The organism is Enterobacter sp. NFIX59 (genome assembly GCF_900113755.1).
Lineage (GTDB): Bacteria > Pseudomonadota > Gammaproteobacteria > Enterobacterales > Enterobacteriaceae > Enterobacter > Enterobacter pseudoroggenkampii.
In genome coordinates, this window is sequence record NZ_FOQN01000003.1 from 451,222 (window position 1) to 468,293 (window position 17,072).

Sequence of the window (17,072 nt, forward strand, 5' to 3'; positions counted from 1 at the left end):
GAAATTTTCTTCATTCCACCAGCAATAATTTATAAAGCGGTTGATTCTCTTCAACCAAATCGGCCAGCGTGTAGTTATCCAGTTCCATAAGAAAACTTTGCACGGCCTTTGAAAGCGCCTTTTTCAGGCGGCAAGCGGGCGTGATGTGGCAGAACTCGCTGCTGCAGTTCACCAGAGACAGCGGCTCCAGTTCACGTACCACATCGCCCACACGAATACTCTGTGCCGGTTTACCGAGACGGATCCCACCATTCTTCCCGCGGACGGCAGCAACGTATCCGGCACGACTAAGTTGATTGATTATTTTGACCATATGATTACGGGATACGCCGTAGACCTCTGTAACTTCAGAGATACTGGTCATCTTCCCCTCGGGTAACGACGCCATGTAAATCAGCGCACGTAAGCCGTAATCGGTGAAACTTGTTAACTGCACATCAACCTCAGGAAAAAAGGGAAAACGCGGTCAAACCGCAGAGATATTCATTAATGATGATAAACCAGCCAGATAGTTAGCGGCTAATTTATTTGACAGACGGGGCGAAAAAGCGGAGATCCAGGAGCGTTCGCCGGATGGCGCTACGCTTATCTGGCCTACGGGTCACCCCGCAGGCCAGCATTCACGAAGATTATGCGTCGAACGGGTCGCGCAGGATCATCGTTTCAGTACGATCCGGGCCGGTAGAAATAATATCGATCGGCACTTCGGTCAGTTCTTCAATACGCTTGATGTAATCCAGCGCCGCCTGCGGCAGGCCGCTACGCTCTTTCACGCCGAAAGTGGTCTCAGACCAGCCCGGCATGGTTTCGTAGATTGGCTCAATGCCTTCCCAGTCGTCAGCTGCCAGCGGAGTGGTGGTCACTTCGCGGCCGTCTGGCATACGGTAGCCTACGCAGATTTTCACTTCTTTCAGGCCGTCCAGTACGTCCAGCTTGGTCAGGCAGAAGCCAGAGAGGGAGTTGATCTGCACTGCACGACGCACGGCAACCGCATCCAGCCAGCCGGTACGACGACGACGACCGGTGGTCGCGCCAAACTCGTTACCCTGCTTGCACAGGAACTCGCCGGTTTCATCAAACAGCTCGGTCGGGAATGGACCCGCACCCACGCGAGTGGAGTACGCTTTGATGATGCCCAGAACGTAATCCACATAACGTGGACCCAGGCCAGAGCCGGTCGCCACGCCACCTGCAGTGGTGTTAGAGGAGGTAACGTACGGATAGGTACCGTGGTCGATGTCCAGCAGCGTACCCTGCGCGCCTTCGAACATGACGAAATCGCCACGCTTGCGCGCCTGGTCCAGCAGATCGGACACATCAACAACCATACCGGTCAGAATGTCAGCAATCGCCATGACGTCATCCAGCACTTTCTGGTAGTCAACAGCGTCAGCTTTGTAGAAGTTCACCAGCTGGAAGTTGTGATATTCCATCACTTCTTTCAGTTTTTCAGCGAAGGTTGCTTTGTCGAAGAGGTCGCCTACGCGCAGACCGCGGCGCGCAACTTTATCTTCGTAAGCCGGGCCGATACCGCGACCGGTGGTACCGATCGCTTTCGCACCGCGCGCTTTCTCACGCGCGACGTCCAGCGCCACGTGATAATCCAGGATCAGCGGGCAGGCTTCGGAGAGCAGCAGACGCTCACGAACAGGGATACCACGGTCTTCCAGACCTTTCATCTCTTTCATCAGCGCAGCAGGAGACAGCACAACGCCGTTACCGATGATGCTGGTGACGTTATCACGAAGAATGCCTGATGGAATAAGATGGAGGACGGTTTTTTCACCGTTGATTACGAGAGTATGGCCTGCGTTGTGACCGCCCTGGTAGCGTACAACATATTTAGCCCGTTCAGTCAGAAGATCAACAATCTTCCCTTTACCTTCGTCACCCCATTGGGTGCCCAGTACGACGACGTTGTTACCCATTTTTTTCAAAATCACCGTTTGCTTAAAAATGGATTCTACCATCGCTTTTTCAGATATACAGCACTTTTTGACCTCAAAATACGCCGATTGCGCCCACTTTTTGATCAGCCAATCGTTTTCCTCAACATGTAGTAGATCACGATGCCCGCAACCACAAGACCACCGCCAAAACGACGCAAAATATTATCCGGCAGTTGGCTCATCGTGGCGATCATTCGACGCCAGGCGCGTGGATAGAGCATCGGTCCAAGGCCTTCCAGCACCAGGACCAAAGCCAGTGCGAGCCAGATCGTTGAATTCATTTTTATTCCTTATAAAAGAAAACCACCGCTCCGTTAAGAGCGGTGGTTTGAATACTCAAACGAGCCTGAGTTTATCGCGTTGCGTTAGTCGGCGTCTTCATATAACGGAAGAAATCGCTGTCCGGGCTGAGCACCATCACATCCTGATTGCTCTGGAAGCTATTCTCGTAAGCACGCAGGCTACGGATAAAGGCGTAGAAGTCAGGATCCTGGCTGAAGGCATCAGCGAACAGCTTCGCCGCTTCGGCATCACCTTCACCGCGCAGGATACGGCCCTGGCGCTCAGATTCCGCCAGCGTCTTGGTGACTTCGTAATCCGCTGCTGCACGCAGCTTCTCAGCCTCTTCCTGGCCCTGTGAACGGTGACGACGGGCTACCGCTTCACGCTCGGCGCGCATACGGTTGTAAATCGCCTCAGACACTTCTGCTGGCAAGTTGATCTGCTTGATACGCACGTCAACCACTTCGATACCCAGCGCAGCCATACTGTTCGGGTTGATCACCGGCACTTTACCGTTGGTCTCCGCCTGAACGCGTTCAGCCGCTTTGGCAATCGCATCATCTGCTGCCGGGGTTGAAACTTCGTCTTCCGTGCCCGCGGTACCGGAGTTCAGGGCATCGCGAACTTCCAGGGTCAGACGACCACGGGAGTCGGTCACGATGTCTTTCACATCCAGACGACCAATCTCGGAACGCAGACGGTCAGAGAACTTACGTTTCAGCAGCACTTCTGCCTGAGAAACGTCACCACCGCCCGTTGCCAGGAAGTAACGGCTGAAATCGCTGATACGCCATTTGATATAGGAATCAACGATCAGGTCTTTCTTCTCTTTGGTCACGAAACGGTCAGCCTGGTTATCCATGGTCTGGATACGCGCATCAAGCGTTTTCACTGACTGGATGAACGGCACCTTGAAGTGCAGGCCCGGCTCGTAAATTACCGGGCGTTTGTCGCCATCACGCACGACGCTGCTGAACTGGAACTTGATCCCACGTTCGCCTTCTTTCACCACAAAGATCGAGGTATAAAGCACGACCAGTACGATGACGATGATCGCAATAACTGACTTACGCATCCTTATTCCCCCTGACGCTGGTAGTCGTTACGCTGCGCGTTAGCACGGCGTTGGTCCATAATGTCACCATCGTTCGAAGAAGGCGTTGTGTTCGTGCTGGCGCTGCCTGTTGAGGCTGGCGGCAGACGCAGCAGGTTGTTCGCGCCGCTGGTGTCGCCTTTCGCTGCTGGCGCAGAACTGCCTTTCAGCATCTGATCCAGCGGCAGAACCATCAGGTTTCCGCCTTTATTGTCGTTAACCAACACTTTGCGGGTGTGGCTCAGCACTTTTTCCATGGTCTCGATATAGAGACGCTCACGGGTAATTTCCGGTGCCGCTTTATATTCCGGCAGGATCTTCGCAAAGCGAGCCACTTCACCCTGAGCTTCCAGGATGGTCTGGGTCTTATACGCGCGCGCTTCTTCCAGAATACGCTGCGCCTGACCGTTAGCGCGTGGCTGAACTTCGTTGGTGTACGCTTCTGCTTCACGGATGTACTGCTGTTCGTTTTCACGGGCAGCAATCGCATCGTCAAATGCGGCTTTCACCTCTTCCGGCGGACGCGCAGCCTGGAAGTTGACGTCCAGCAGGGTGATACCCATGTTGTACGGACGAATGGTCTCTTCCAGCTCGCGCTGGGTATCGCTACGAATAACGGTACGACCTTCGGTCAGGATACGGTCCATGGTGTATTTACCGATCACACCGCGCAGGGCGCTGTCGGTCGCCTGACGCAGGCTGTCATCGGCGCTGGTCACGCTAAACAGATAACGCTCTGGATCGGTCACGCGGTACTGCACGTTCATCTCAACGCGCACCACGTTTTCGTCAGAGGTCAGCATCACGCCAGAGGCGGCCAGTTCACGGACGGATTCCACGTTTACCGCGGTCACGTCGTCAATGAAGGTCGGCTTCCAGTTCAGACCTGGCTCAACCAGATGGCTGAACTTGCCGAAACGGGTGACCACGCCGCGCTCTGCTTCTTTAATGGTGTAGAATCCGCTGGCTGCCCAGATGATGACCACCGCAGCGGCCACGATGCCCACTACGCGGCCACCCATCGGCGGACGCGGACTCTGAGTGGAATTGCCACCCGAGCCAGAACCTTTTCCTCCGCCAAGGCCACCAAGCTTCTTGCTCAGCTTGCGGAAGATATCATCCAGATCCGGCGGCCCCTGCTCGCGACCACCTTTGTTGCCATTTCCCTCAGAGTTGCCGCCAGGTTTGCTGCTTCCCCACGGGTCGCGGTCTTGTCCGTTATTACCGGGCTGATTCCACGCCATGTATATGCTCCATATTTGTTATGCAAGGGCGAATTATTCAGGCATCCCCTTTCTGATCAGACGATATAGTCGACCAGCGCAGGTTCTTGTTTACAGAGGCGACGCCAGTCAACGATCGGCATACGCACCTGCATCCCCACGCTGCCGTCATCCTCCATCCACTCTTTTTCTATCGCCTGAAGCTGATAAAACCGGCTGCGCAGCCTGCCTTCCTGTGGCGGCAGTCGCAGCGTGTGCTGAGCTACCTCACCGGAAAGACGTTCTGTCAAAGCCTGGAAAAGCAGTGGCACACCAATACCGGTCTGGGCAGAAAGCCAGACCCGAATCGGTTTGTTCTCTTCATCTCTGTCGATACGCGGTTCGAAATCGTCCAGCATATCGATCTTATTCATGACCAACAGCGTTGGGATCTCATGGGCGTCGATCTCTTCGAGCACCACGTTTACCGCGTCGATGTTCTCCTGCACGCGCACGTCTGCCGCATCAATCACGTGCAGCAGCAGAGTCGCCTGTCGCGTCTCCTGCAGGGTGGCTTTAAACGCCGCCACCAGGTCATGCGGCAGATGGCGGATAAACCCTACGGTATCCGCCAGCACCGTTTCACCGACGTCTGCAACGTCAATACGGCGCAGCGTAGGGTCCAGGGTCGCAAACAGCTGGTCTGCGGCATACACCTGGGCCTCGGTTATCTGGTTAAACAGGGTGGATTTACCGGCGTTGGTATAGCCCACCAGCGACACCGTCGGGATGTCGGCTTTCGTTCGCGCCCGACGTCCCTGTTCACGCTGTTTCTCTACACGTTCCAGACGTGAGAGGATCTGGGTAATTCGGCCACGCAGCAAACGACGGTCGGTTTCGAGCTGGGTTTCACCCGGGCCGCGCAAACCAATCCCGCCTTTTTGTCTTTCAAGGTGTGTCCAGCCACGCACCAGACGCGTTGCCAGATGGCGCAGCTGCGCCAGCTCAACCTGCAGTTTCCCTTCGTGGGTACGTGCACGCTGAGCAAAAATATCTAAAATCAAACCCGTGCGATCGATAACACGGCATTCGCAAAGGGCTTCCAGGTTGCGCTCCTGGGCTGGAGACAGCGCATGATCAAACAACACGACTGACGCGCCGGTTGCTTTTACGGCATCCGCAATTTCGACTGCTTTACCTTCACCAACAAAATACTTTGGGTGCGGCGCTTTACGGCTACCGGTAATCACCTGCATTGCTTCGACACCGGCGGAAGAGACCAGAGATTCAAACTCCTGGAGGTCTTCCATATCTTTGTCTTGCGAAAAATAGATGTGTACCAGCACCGCCTGCTCACCGGCATCATAACGGTCAAACAAGCGTAAACCTCTCTAAAAAGATCAGCGGGGAACGCAGGATCCCTGGCTCCCCGTGTGGATAACAGTGCGAAACCTTATTCGGTTTCGTCGCTGTCCTGCGCCGGCGTTGAAGAGCCCTGCGCGCTGCTGCCATGATGGTAGTTACTACCAGTGCCGCCGCCAGCGTTATTGCTGTGATGAGATACCGGACGGGACGGAACAACAGTAGAAATAGCGTGCTTGTAGACCATCTGACTGACCGTGTTTTTCAACAGAATCACAAACTGATCGAAAGACTCAATCTGACCTTGCAGCTTAATACCATTCACCAAATAAATAGAAACTGGAACACGTTCCCGACGCAATGCGTTCAGGAACGGATCTTGTAAAGATTGCCCCTTAGCCATTCTATCTTTTCCTTATATGCTTGTTTTGTACTTAGAACCTTGCGATTCTGAAAAATTGCGCACGATACGTCTCAATTGTACACATTCAGTGAGCGATATCACCAACAACCTCAATCACTTCGTTTAACGCCTGTTGCGGTTTTTCACTGTCTAACCAGTGAACGCCGTCCCAACCGCGCAACCAGGTGATCTGGCGCTTCGCTAACTGTCTCGTGGCGCAAACACCTCTATAAACCATTTCATCGTATGAAATCTCACCTTCAAGATACGACCACATCTGGCGGTATCCCACACAACGAATGGAAGGCATGTCCGTATGCAAATCTCCACGGGCAAATAGCGCCCGCACTTCTGCTTCAAAATCTGAAGCTAACATCTGATGAAAACGCTGCTCAATTCGCTGATGGAGCAGTTCACGGCTCGCCGGGGCGATGGCGAACTGATGCACCTGATACGGCAGAGCGTCTCCTGACGTTTGCGTCAGTTCCGTTAAAGTTTTACCCGAAATGAAAAAAACTTCCAGTGCCCGGGAAAGCCTTTGCGGATCATTTGGATGGATCCGTGCTGCGGCAACCGGGTCAATTTCCGCCAGTTGCTGATGCAAAACGTCCCAACCCTGCTCTGCCGCCTGCTGCTCAATTTTCGCTCTTATTTCCGGGTCCGCGGATGGCAGGGGTGACAACCCCTCCAGCAACGCCTTGAAATAGAGCATGGTTCCGCCAACCAACAGCGGTATACGTCCCGCCGCCGTTATCTCGGCCATCTCGGCTAAGGCATCCCGGCGGAAATCCGCTGCGGAGTACGCCTGAGCCGGGTCGAGAATATCCAGCAAACGGTGCGGTGCCGCACGCAGCTCTTCTGCGTCAGGCTTCGCCGTGCCGATGTCCATCCCCCGGTAGATGAGGGCGGAGTCGACGCTAATCAACTCTACAGGCAAAACTTTACGCAACTCAATGGCGAGCGCCGTTTTGCCGGAGGCCGTTGGGCCCATTAAAAAAATTGCCTTAGGCAGGCTCGCCTTACTTGCGTCAATCATGTTTCAGGGCGTTCATCGCCGTTTGTAAATCAACAGGTTGTAATAACCCACCCGGCGGCGTTTTCACCAGATGCGGACAGAGGCGTTCCACCTCCGCCAGCACGCTAATGGCCTGCGCCATACTCCACGGCGTGTGTTCGCTTGCCAGATGGCGGGCGATCCACTGCGCGGTGTTGGCGGCATCAAACGCTGTTTGCTGCGCCAGGTAGCCTATCAGTTCAGGAATCAAGTTTTGTAAATTTTGTTGGCGTAAGGGTAAAGGCACTGCACGAATTGTCACATGTTGTGGTTCGAGCACAGTTTCAATACCCATCTGCGCCAGCTGCGACTCGGCGCGCTGCAATACCCTTGTTTCATCAGGGGATATTTTCAGGCGAACCGGAATTAACAACGGCTGCGCGCAGGCGGCATTTTCGCCAGGCGTGAGCTGCACCTGCTTAAGCCAGCGTTCGGCGACCGGCAGTGCCAGAAGCATCAATTTGCCGTCACGCTCAAGCAGTGCCATATCCGGCGCGATAATCGTCAGCACCCGGCCAAAACTCTGGCTATGGCCGTCCAGAGAAGGCTGAGCGGCCGGAATGTGCTCTTTACGTTCCACGGCTGGCGTTTCCAGCAGCTTGCGGTACAACGCGCCCTGCTGCTTCTGATAGCCAGGCTGGGCATTCGGATAGTTCGCGCCCGTTGGACGCGGCGCGCTACCAGCCGGGGAGTAACGCGGGGCTTCCGGTTCACGCGCAACGGCAGGCTCCGCAAAATGGTTGCGCCCTGCCGCCACACGGTTTTCGGGCAGCGGACGCGGTGCAGGAGCGTCGTTCTCCAGCGGCAGCGTTGGCTCTGCCTGCTGCTGCAACACGGTGGCCACGCCCTGATAAATGAAGTCGTGAACCAGACGCGACTGGTGGAACCGCACCTCATGCTTGGCGGGATGGACGTTCACATCCACCTGATGGGGGTCGATGTCCAGATAAAGGACGAATGCAGGCTGCTGATCGGCACCCAGTTTGTCTTCGCAGGCCTGGCGAATCGCGTGATTGATGAGACGGTCGCGCATCATGCGGCCGTTGACGTAGCAATACTGGATCTCCGCAAACGCAGCACTGCTCGCGTTTGGATCGGCAACCCAGCCGCGCAGCGCCAGATCGCCGTGCTGCCACTCAATGGCCAGAGCCTGTTCAAGGAACGGCGTACCGCAGATCGCCCCCAAACGGCGCTCTTTCTGTCCACCTTCTGCCACCGCGCGATACTGGCGCATCACCTTGCCGTTGTGGCTGAGGTTGATGGTGACATCGAATCGCGCCAGTGCGATACGGCGGATGATCTCGTCGATATGGCCGAACTCGGTCTTCTCAGTACGCATAAACTTGCGTCGGGCGGGGGTGTTGTAGAAGAGATCTAATACTTCAAGCGTCGTGCCGACAGGGTGCGCTGCGGGTTTCACCGTGACATCCATATCGCGCCCTTCGGCGTAAGCCTGCCAGGCTTCCTGCTGTTCGGCGGTACGGGAGGTCAGCGTTAAGCGCGAAACCGAGCTGATACTCGCCAGCGCTTCACCGCGAAAACCGAGGCTAATAATCGCCTCCAGGTCATCCAGAGAGGCAATTTTACTGGTGGCGTGACGGGCCAGCGCCAGCGCGAGCTCGTCTTTTTTAATGCCACAGCCGTTGTCGCGAATGCGAATAAGCTTCGCGCCACCGCGTTCGATATCAATATCGATGCGGGTTGCGCCCGCATCGAGGCTGTTTTCCACCAGCTCCTTCACCACCGACGCAGGGCGTTCCACCACCTCACCGGCGGCGATTTGGTTCGCGAGCTGCGGCGGTAGAACCTGAATCGGCATGAATTCTCCTTAGTTGGTCGCGGTCATCTCACCCGGCAGCGCTGCGCTGGCCGTCTGGCCAGCACCACTCTGTGGCGCAGACTGCAGCGGATGGGCATCAAAGTATTTACGCAGACCGTTATAAATCGCTTCGGCAATTTGCTGCTGGTAGCTGTCGCTTCCCAGCAGACGCTCTTCACCGTTGTTACTGATAAAGCCCGTCTCTACGAGGATGGACGGGATATCCGGCGAGCGCAGAACGCCGAGGCTGGCATGTTCCGGACGACGCTTATGCAGCACGCCAACGCTTTGCAGCTGGTTCAATACGTTAGTGGCGACATCATACCCGACGCGTTGAGAATGACCGAACTGTAAATCCAGCACCGCCTGGCTGAGGTACGGATCGGACTGGCTGTTCGCCAGCACGTCGCCCGCGCCGCCTAACAGTTCAGACTGCTTCTCATGCTCTTCCAGCCAGTTGGCCATTTCGCTGTTGGCGCGACGGTTTGACAGCACCCAAACCGAGGCGCCGGTGGCGCTACGATTCGGTGCGGCGTCCGCATGAATGGAGACCAGGAAATTCGCGTTTTGCTTACGCGCCACATCCGAGCGTCCCATGACGGAGATAAAGTAATCCCCGTCGCGGGTCAACACGCCTTTAAACATAGGGTCGTCATTGAGTAGCGAACGCAGTTTACGCGCGATAGCGATCGTCACGTTTTTTTCTCGCGTGCCGCCAGGGCCAATCGCCCCCGGATCTTCCCCGCCGTGACCCGCATCAATGGCGATAATCACTTTGTCACCGCTGGCCGTCGCGCGTCGCGCGCTGGCAGCCGGACGCGTCACCGTATTGCTGCTGGTTGCCGCAGTAATGCGATCGTTCTGCGATTTAAACGGATTACGCGCAGGTTCAGAAGGACGCGGCGTATATACCGGTTCTTCCACGCGCTTCGCTACGACCGGCGGCGGTGGAGGCGGTGGCGGTGCGTCGGCATTGATGGTAAAGACCACCGTATAGTTCGCCCCATTTTGCTGCTTCACCGCCTTCGTTATGCCCTTTTCGGTCAGATCGACCACCAGGCGTAGCGACTGGCTATCCTGCGGTGTTCCCGAACGGATGCTTTTCACCAGGTTGTTACCGCTGAACCGCAGCGGTAGCCCCTGAATCACGCCTGTCTGTTTGATATCCAGCGCCACGCTGTGGCTGTCTGGCTGTGAAAACGCATATTCAGGATCGCCCATAAAGCTGAACGTGATCCGGGCCTGGCTTTCGCCGTTCGATACCTGAATATCTGAGAGGTTTGCCGCCCCGGCCTGCGCGCACAGCAGCACGGTGGCAGCCAACAACCAACCTTTAACGCGATTTATCATCCCGTCATCCCTACGCTTAACCGGCCAGTCGCGCCAGTAAGGAACTGCCTGATGAGGAAACAGCACTGATGCGTGCCTCACGCCCTTGTGCCTGGTAATCTAAGTGAATTTCGACATCCGGGTCAGGCAGCACACCCGCACCTTGTTGCGGCCACTCCACCAGGCAAATGGCGTCGTTGGCAAAATAATCACGGATCCCCATAAATTCCAGCTCCTCAGGATCCGCAAGGCGGTATAAATCGAAGTGGTACACCATGAGATTTTCAAGGGTGTACGGTTCTACCAGCGTGTAGGTTGGGCTTTTGACATTCCCGTTATGCCCTAACGCCTGCAAAAAACCCCGGCTAAAGGTGGTTTTACCCGCACCTAAATCACCATACAGATAAATGACGGTTGCCCCCTGACAGGCCTGCGCCACGCGCTTGCCGAGTTCTAAAGTGGCTTGTTCATCAGGTAAAGGAATCGCTCGATTAGTCATTTTCTACGTCAATCACATCCGGGTTAACAACACGCCGCAGCGTGCAAAAAAGATCGGTGGCCAGCATACCGCGTGTACCGTAACGCGCAGCCAGTTTATCCGCCGCAACGCCGTGAGCCACGCAGCCCGCGCAGGCTGCATCATAAAGGGGAAGTTTCTGTCCAAGCAATGCGCCGATGATGCCGGAAAGCACATCGCCCATGCCGCCGCTCGCCATGCCCGCATTTCCGGCATCAATAATGCCCTGCGTCTCCTCACTGGCGACAACGGTTCCAGCCCCTTTCAAAACAGCAACACCTCCGTAACGTTTTACCAGACGCTGAGCAGAAAGTAAGCGATCGCTTTCAATTTCTGCCACGCTGCAGTTAAGCAGGCGCGCGGCTTCGCCGGGGTGTGGCGTCAGAATGCGATTGTGACGCTTATCCGGGTTTATTGCCAGAAGGTTAAGCGCGTCGGCATCCCACAGCATCGGTTTACGAAAATTCTCGACCTTTTGCAGGGCCTGTTTACCCCATGCCTGTTGCCCAAGCCCCGGGCCAATCACCACCACATCCGCCCATTCAAGGCTCTCTTCAAGCGACTGGGGCGTAAGCTCGTGCACCATCAGCTCCGGTCGGGCTGTAACGATCGGCGCAATATTCTCGATGCGAGTGAGTACTCGCACTAATCCGGCACCGCTGCGCAGAGCCGCTTCGCCGGTCATGCGAATCGCACCTGCCGTACCATGGTCGCCGCCAATAATCACCAGCCTGCCGTGATCGCCCTTATGGGACGTCGGCCGGCGCGGCGGGAGCCACGCTGCAAGCTGCGATGCATCAAAACGCGCGATGCGCATTTCCTGCCCGTCGAGCCAGCTCTCCAGCCCCAGCGCACTGTGGTGCAGCACACCGACGACATCCCGCGCTTTGCCGGTCAGTAACCCCGGTTTGAGGGCGATGAAGGTCACCGTATGTGCAGCCTGAATCACCGCCCCCGGCGTCGCGCCGGTTTGTGCAATCAGGCCAGAGGGAATATCCAGGGCGACTATCGGCGCGGAATGTCTGTTAGCGTGTTCAATGAGTGCGGCAATGTTCTCACGAGGCGCGCTGCGTAGCCCGGTGCCCAGCAGCCCGTCAACAATCAGATCCACCTCTTCCGGCCAGACGATATCAGGCGCATGGATCACACCGCCTGCGTTAAGCCACGCCTCCCGGGCCGCGCCGGCCTCTTCCGGCAGCGGTTTATCACTTTCGAGAGCCAGCAAGGTCACGCGGATACCTGCCGCAACCGCCAAACGGGCGACGACGTAGCCATCGCCGCCGTTATTGCCGTGACCGCACAGAATCAACCAGTGGGCGGCCTGCGGGTACGCGCTGCGGGCAACGTTAAACGCCGCCTCACCCGCGCGCAGCATCAGTTCATACAGGGTAATCCCGAGACTGTCTGCGGCCTCTTTTTCGGCGCGCCGGAGGTCATCCGCATGCCAGATGGAATGTGGTATACTTGCGGGGTTTTTCTTCACCGTATGGTCCGTCATGTCACAGCCCCTCGATCTCAATGAATTAGCGCAAAAAATAAAACAGTGGGGTGCTGAGCTTGGCTTCCAGAAGGTGGGCATTACCGATACCGACCTTTCCGCCAGCGAGCCGAAACTGCAGGCCTGGCTGGACAAACAATACCACGGCGAAATGGAGTGGATGGCGCGCCATGGCATGATGCGCGCCCGTCCACACGAGCTTTTGCCGGGGACATTACGCGTCATCAGCGTGCGCATGAACTATCTGCCCGCCAACGCGGCCTTTGCGCGCACGCTAAAAAATCCCTCTTTGGGTTACGTCAGCCGGTACGCCCTGGGACGTGATTACCATAAGCTTTTGCGTAACCGTTTAAAAAAACTCGGGGAAACTATTCAGCAGCACTGTGTTTCGCTGAATTTTAGACCCTTTGTCGATTCTGCGCCTATTCTTGAGCGCCCGATTGCCGAAAAAGCCGGGCTTGGCTGGACAGGTAAGCACTCACTAATCCTCAGCCGCGACGCCGGATCGTTCTTCTTTCTGGGTGAACTGCTGATTGATTTACCGCTGCCGGTAGACGGCCCGGTAGAGGAAGACTGTGGCCGCTGCGTGGCCTGTATGACCATCTGCCCCACCGGCGCCATCGTTGAGCCTTACACCGTTGATGCCCGTCGCTGTATCTCCTACCTCACTATCGAACTGGAAGGGGCCATTCCAGAGGAGTTCCGACCGCTTATCGGCAACCGCATCTACGGCTGCGACGATTGCCAGCTCATCTGCCCGTGGAACCGCTATTCGCAGCTTACGGACGAAGAGGATTTCAGCCCGCGTAAGGCGCTCCATGCGCCGCCGCTCATCGAGCTGTTCGCCTGGACCGAGGCCTGGTTCCTGAAGGTGACGGAAGGTTCGGCCATTCGCCGTATCGGGCATCTGCGCTGGCTGCGAAATGTGGCCGTCGCGCTGGGTAATGCCCCGTGGGATGAAGCGAACGTGCGGGCGCTTGAAAGCCGTAGAGGTGAGCACCCACTTCTTGATGAGCACATAGAATGGGCGATTGCGCAGCAAATTGAGAAACGTAATGCCTGCGTGGTCGAGGTGCAGCTACCGAAGAAACAGCGTCTGGTGAGGGTGATTGAAAAAGGGCTTCCGCGGGATGCCTGAACTATTCACAGCCTGTGAATAAAATTACAAACTCAAGCGCCATCTGGGCTGGAGAAGAGATCAAGTGATCTCAATAACATTTTGAAATCAAATTTTATACTGTAAATACAGTGCGTTACGAAGATATTATTCACCATGCTAAGTTTTAACCCTGTTTCGGTTAAGCGCAGTTTCTGTGGATAACTCTGTTCACAAGAGTATTTCAGAGACAACAGAAAACGTCCCCAGCGATGCTTTTCGCTGTGGATATTTTAGAGATGAAGAAGAATTTGGAGCGGGAAACGAGACTCGAACTCGCGACCCCGACCTTGGCAAGGTCGTGCTCTACCAACTGAGCTATTCCCGCTTGGGCAGTCCGTGCTGTGGAAGCACTTTCAAATTTTGGAGCGGGAAACGAGACTCGAACTCGCGACCCCGACCTTGGCAAGGTCGTGCTCTACCAACTGAGCTATTCCCGCAAATCTGCACTGCTTTTGTTGCTGTCGTAACGTGTAATTCTCTGTCGTTACGGGAGGCGCATTATACGAGAAATCCTTTTAGCTGCAACCCCCCTTAAAGCGATTTTTTCGAAATTAAGTTCAAATGCTTATTTAATCGGCAAGCTGAACAATTTAACGACAAAAACCCGGCCACGCAAGGCGCCGGATCGCAAAATCACAGCTTAATAAAGTTTTCGCGGTAGTAGGAAAGCTCCGCCACGGACTCTCGGATATCATCCATCGCCTGATGCGTGCCCTGTTTTTTAAAGCCGTCGAGGATTTCAGGCTTCCAGCGACGCGCCAGCTCTTTCAACGTGCTGACGTCCAGATAGCGGTAGTGGAAGTAAGACTCCAGCTCCGGCATGTACTTAAACAGGAAACGACGATCCTGGCCGATGCTATTCCCACAGATTGGCGATTTGCCTGCCGGAACCCACTGTTTCAGGAACTCAAGCGTCGCCAGCTCCGCCTCACGGTCACCCATAGTGCTCGCCTTCACCCGCTCCACCAGACCGCTGCCGGTGTGGGTACGCACGTTCCACTCATCCATCAATGCCAGCTGGTCATCGGACTGATGCACCGCTATCGTTGGTCCTTCCGCCAGGATATTCAGGTTGGCGTCCGTCACCAGGGTTGCAATTTCAATAATGCGATCGCGCTCGGGATCCAGCCCGGTCATTTCGAGATCGATCCAAATCAGGTTGTTTTCATCCGCGCTCATGTTATTTTCCACCCTTCTCGCATAACCGGCAGTAGCAGGTTAACTAGTATTAATTAGAGTGTATCATAGAGGTTTTGCCCCCTACGGGCGACCAGGAGCCAGTGCGATTGAGTAAAAATAAACTCTCCAAAGGGCAGCAGCGCCGCGTGAATGCCAATCACCAGCGCCGTCTTAAAACCACTGCGGAGAAGGTCGATTACGACGACAACCTGTTTGGCGACCCAACGGAAGGCGTAGTCATCAGCCGTTTCGGTATGCACGCTGACGTGGAATCCGCCGATGGTGCGATTCACCGCTGCAACATCCGCCGGACCATTCGTTCTCTGGTGACCGGCGACCGCGTCGTCTGGCGGCCGGGTAAAGAGGCGGCGGAAGGCGTGACGGTAAAAGGCATCGTTGAAGCGGTCCATGAGCGCACGTCTGTGTTAACCCGTCCCGATTTCTACGACGGGGTCAAACCGATTGCCGCCAACATTAACCAGATTGTTATCGTATCGGCGATTTTGCCCGAACTGTCGCTCAATATTATCGACCGATATCTCGTCGCCTGCGAAACGCTGCAGGTTGAACCGATTATCGTGCTGAACAAAATCGATCTGCTGGACGACGACGGCATGGCCTTCGTCAATGAGCAGATGGATATCTATCGCAAGATTGGCTACCGCGTTCTGATGGTCTCCAGCTATACCAAAGATGGTCTGAAACCGCTGGAAGAGGCGCTTACCGATCGCATCAGCATCTTTGCGGGCCAGTCCGGCGTGGGCAAATCGAGCCTGCTGAACAACCTGCTTGGCCTCCAGCAAGAGATCCTCACCAACGATGTCTCTGATGTCTCGGGCCTGGGCCAGCACACCACCACCGCGTCACGCCTGTATCACTTCCCGCACGGGGGCGATGTCATCGACTCCCCGGGCGTGCGAGAGTTCGGTTTATGGCACCTGGAGCCGGAACAAATCTTTAACGGATTTGTCGAATTCCATGATTATTTAGGCGCTTGCAAGTACCGCGACTGTAAACACGATAACGACCCAGGCTGCGCTATCCGTGAAGCGGTTGAGAAAGGCGAGATCGCGGAGACCCGCTTCGAGAATTACCACCGTATTCTTGAGAGCATGGATCAGGTAAAAACGCGTAAAAACTTTTCTGATTCTGATAACTGACAACTAAGCTAAGCATCGCTAAAATCGTCCCCTTTTTTCAGGTTCCGGCGGCATAACGCCGGATCAGGAACGACAAAACAATGGCCTGGAGGCTACCTTGTTAAACGCATTTAAACTTTCGCTTCAATACATTCTGCCAAAACTGTGGCTCACTCGCCTGGCGGGCTGGGGCGCAAGCAAACGCGCGGGCTGGCTGACCAAACTGGTCATCGACCTTTTCGTAAAATATTACAAGGTCGATATGAAAGAGGCGCAGAAGCCGGACACCGCCAGCTACCGCACCTTCAACGAATTCTTCGTGCGCCCGCTGCGTGACGACGTGCGCCCGCTGAACACCGACCCTAACGTCCTGGTGATGCCGGCAGACGGCGTGATCAGCCAGTTGGGTAACATCGAAGACGACAAAATTCTGCAGGCGAAGGGCCATAATTACAGCCTGGAAGCGCTGCTGGCGGGTAACTACCTGATGGCGGATCTGTTCCGCAACGGTACCTTTGCCACCACCTATCTGTCACCGCGCGACTACCACCGCGTGCACATGCCGTGTAACGGCATCCTGCGTGAAATGATTTACGTCCCGGGCGATCTGTTCTCCGTGAACCACCTGACCGCGCAGAACGTGCCGAACCTGTTTGCCCGTAACGAGCGCGTCATCTGCCTGTTTGATACTGAATTTGGCCCTATGGCACAGATTCTGGTGGGTGCTACCATCGTAGGCAGCATTGAAACCGTCTGGGCCGGCACCATCACTCCACCGCGTGAAGGCGTGATCAAACGCTGGACCTGGCCTGCCGGTGAAGCGGAAGGCTCTGTGGCCCTGCTGAAAGGTCAGGAGATGGGTCGCTTCAAGCTGGGCTCCACCGTGATCAACCTGTTTGCGCCAGGCAAAGTGAAGCTGGCTGAACAACTCGAAAGCCTGTCGGTCACCAAACTGGGCCAGCCGCTGGCGGTCTCGACAGAAACCTTCGTGACGCCAGAGGCAGAACCTGCTCCGCTGTCACAGGAAGAGATCCAGGCCGAGCACGACGCCAGCCCGCTGGTTGACGACAAAAAAGACGAAGGCTAA

General features: G+C 55.8%; 16 protein-coding genes and 2 tRNA genes. 3 read left to right on the plus strand and 15 right to left on the minus strand.

Annotated elements, in window-relative coordinates:
* Positions 1-10: 10 nt before the first annotated feature.
* The 12 genes from nsrR to nnr form a co-directional block, all read right to left on the minus strand.
* Positions 11-436 carry a nitric oxide-sensing transcriptional repressor NsrR gene (gene nsrR, locus BM007_RS14240; protein WP_023334253.1) on the minus strand — a complete coding sequence of 142 codons (426 nt, stop codon included), beginning with the start codon at positions 434-436 and terminating at the stop codon, positions 11-13.
* Between the two features lie 193 nt (positions 437-629).
* The gene (locus tag BM007_RS14245) at positions 630-1,928 is read right to left on the minus strand and encodes an adenylosuccinate synthase (RefSeq protein ID WP_024907332.1); all 1,299 of its coding nucleotides are present in this window, start codon (positions 1,926-1,928) and stop codon (positions 630-632) included.
* A 104-nt stretch (positions 1,929-2,032) separates the two neighbouring features.
* A complete protein-coding gene (locus tag BM007_RS14250; protein WP_003855996.1) occupies positions 2,033-2,230 on the minus strand; it encodes a DUF2065 domain-containing protein in 198 nt (65 codons plus the stop codon).
* Positions 2,231-2,301: 71 nt separating this feature from the next.
* On the minus strand, positions 2,302-3,306 hold the full coding sequence (gene hflC / locus BM007_RS14255; RefSeq protein WP_024907333.1) for a protease modulator HflC: 1,005 nt from the start codon (positions 3,304-3,306) through the stop codon (positions 2,302-2,304).
* A gap of 2 nt (positions 3,307-3,308) precedes the next feature.
* Complete coding sequence (gene hflK / locus BM007_RS14260) at positions 3,309-4,568, minus strand: FtsH protease activity modulator HflK (RefSeq protein WP_032651348.1); 1,260 nt, start codon at positions 4,566-4,568, stop codon at positions 3,309-3,311.
* Between the two features lie 56 nt (positions 4,569-4,624).
* Positions 4,625-5,905, minus strand: coding sequence for a ribosome rescue GTPase HflX (gene hflX / locus BM007_RS14265; RefSeq protein WP_023310136.1), 1,281 nt, complete (start codon positions 5,903-5,905; stop codon positions 4,625-4,627).
* A 74-nt stretch (positions 5,906-5,979) separates the two neighbouring features.
* Positions 5,980-6,291: an RNA chaperone Hfq gene (hfq, locus tag BM007_RS14270; RefSeq protein WP_023334248.1), complete on the minus strand. Its 312-nt coding sequence runs from the start codon at positions 6,289-6,291 to the stop codon at positions 5,980-5,982.
* A gap of 85 nt (positions 6,292-6,376) precedes the next feature.
* Positions 6,377-7,327 (minus strand): tRNA (adenosine(37)-N6)-dimethylallyltransferase MiaA, encoded by a 951-nt coding sequence (gene miaA, locus BM007_RS14275; protein ID WP_032651346.1) that lies wholly within the window; start codon positions 7,325-7,327, stop codon positions 6,377-6,379.
* Positions 7,320-9,164 (minus strand): DNA mismatch repair endonuclease MutL, encoded by a 1,845-nt coding sequence (gene mutL, locus BM007_RS14280; protein WP_048989506.1) that lies wholly within the window; start codon positions 9,162-9,164, stop codon positions 7,320-7,322. The genes miaA and mutL overlap by 8 nt, the downstream gene beginning before the upstream one ends.
* A 9-nt stretch (positions 9,165-9,173) precedes the next feature.
* Entirely contained in the window at positions 9,174-10,514 is a 1,341-nt protein-coding gene (amiB, locus tag BM007_RS14285) for an N-acetylmuramoyl-L-alanine amidase AmiB (RefSeq protein WP_048989509.1), read from the minus strand.
* A 16-nt stretch (positions 10,515-10,530) separates the two neighbouring features.
* Positions 10,531-10,992, minus strand: coding sequence for a tRNA (adenosine(37)-N6)-threonylcarbamoyltransferase complex ATPase subunit type 1 TsaE (gene tsaE, locus BM007_RS14290; RefSeq protein ID WP_013095283.1), 462 nt, complete (start codon positions 10,990-10,992; stop codon positions 10,531-10,533).
* Positions 10,985-12,508: a bifunctional ADP-dependent NAD(P)H-hydrate dehydratase/NAD(P)H-hydrate epimerase gene (nnr, locus tag BM007_RS14295; RefSeq protein ID WP_090419396.1), complete on the minus strand. Its 1,524-nt coding sequence runs from the start codon at positions 12,506-12,508 to the stop codon at positions 10,985-10,987. The genes tsaE and nnr overlap by 8 nt, the downstream gene beginning before the upstream one ends.
* On the opposite strand from nnr, the gene queG reads away from it, so the two are divergent.
* Positions 12,507-13,646, plus strand: a complete 1,140-nt coding sequence (gene queG, locus BM007_RS14300) for a tRNA epoxyqueuosine(34) reductase QueG (protein ID WP_090419399.1) — start codon at positions 12,507-12,509, stop codon at positions 13,644-13,646. The two genes, nnr and queG, sit on opposite strands and share 2 nt — an antisense overlap.
* 270 nt (positions 13,647-13,916) lie before the next feature.
* On the opposite strand, the gene BM007_RS14305 is transcribed toward queG, so the two are convergent.
* The 3 genes from BM007_RS14305 to orn all read right to left on the minus strand — a co-directional run bounded on the left by BM007_RS14305 (position 13,917) and on the right by orn (position 14,846).
* Positions 13,917-13,992: transfer RNA gene (locus BM007_RS14305), tRNA-Gly, on the minus strand.
* A gap of 36 nt (positions 13,993-14,028) precedes the next feature.
* Positions 14,029-14,104 (minus strand) — tRNA-Gly (locus BM007_RS14310).
* 196 nt (positions 14,105-14,300) lie between these two features.
* Positions 14,301-14,846 (minus strand): oligoribonuclease, encoded by a 546-nt coding sequence (gene orn, locus BM007_RS14315; protein WP_008502926.1) that lies wholly within the window; start codon positions 14,844-14,846, stop codon positions 14,301-14,303.
* A 107-nt stretch (positions 14,847-14,953) separates the two neighbouring features.
* Here orn and rsgA point away from each other — a divergent pair, with 107 nt between their 5' ends.
* Entirely contained in the window at positions 14,954-16,006 is a 1,053-nt protein-coding gene (gene rsgA / locus BM007_RS14320; RefSeq protein WP_008502927.1) for a small ribosomal subunit biogenesis GTPase RsgA, read from the plus strand.
* Positions 16,007-16,103: 97 nt separating this feature from the next.
* Positions 16,104-17,072: an archaetidylserine decarboxylase gene (gene asd, locus BM007_RS14325; RefSeq protein WP_024907342.1), complete on the plus strand. Its 969-nt coding sequence runs from the start codon at positions 16,104-16,106 to the stop codon at positions 17,070-17,072.

What these genes read in the sequence shown, in the direction of transcription:
- hflC (WP_024907333.1), bottom strand. Translation starts at nt 3,306, where the DNA reads ATGCGTAAGTCAGTTATTGCGATCATCGTCATCGTACTGGTCGTGCTT.
- hfq (WP_023334248.1), bottom strand. Translation starts at nt 6,291, where the DNA reads ATGGCTAAGGGGCAATCTTTACAAGATCCGTTCCTGAACGCATTGCGT.
- tsaE (WP_013095283.1), bottom strand. Translation starts at nt 10,992, where the DNA reads ATGACTAATCGAGCGATTCCTTTACCTGATGAACAAGCCACTTTAGAA.
- BM007_RS14250 (WP_003855996.1), bottom strand. Translation starts at nt 2,230, where the DNA reads ATGAATTCAACGATCTGGCTCGCACTGGCTTTGGTCCTGGTGCTGGAA.
- nnr (WP_090419396.1), bottom strand. Translation starts at nt 12,508, where the DNA reads ATGACGGACCATACGGTGAAGAAAAACCCCGCAAGTATACCACATTCC.
- miaA (WP_032651346.1), bottom strand. Translation starts at nt 7,327, where the DNA reads ATGATTGACGCAAGTAAGGCGAGCCTGCCTAAGGCAATTTTTTTAATG.
- amiB (WP_048989509.1), bottom strand. Translation starts at nt 10,514, where the DNA reads ATGATAAATCGCGTTAAAGGTTGGTTGTTGGCTGCCACCGTGCTGCTG.
- queG (WP_090419399.1), top strand. Translation starts at nt 12,507, where the DNA reads ATGTCACAGCCCCTCGATCTCAATGAATTAGCGCAAAAAATAAAACAG.
- orn (WP_008502926.1), bottom strand. Translation starts at nt 14,846, where the DNA reads ATGAGCGCGGATGAAAACAACCTGATTTGGATCGATCTCGAAATGACC.
- mutL (WP_048989506.1), bottom strand. Translation starts at nt 9,164, where the DNA reads ATGCCGATTCAGGTTCTACCGCCGCAGCTCGCGAACCAAATCGCCGCC.
- BM007_RS14245 (WP_024907332.1), bottom strand. Translation starts at nt 1,928, where the DNA reads ATGGGTAACAACGTCGTCGTACTGGGCACCCAATGGGGTGACGAAGGT.
- hflK (WP_032651348.1), bottom strand. Translation starts at nt 4,568, where the DNA reads ATGGCGTGGAATCAGCCCGGTAATAACGGACAAGACCGCGACCCGTGG.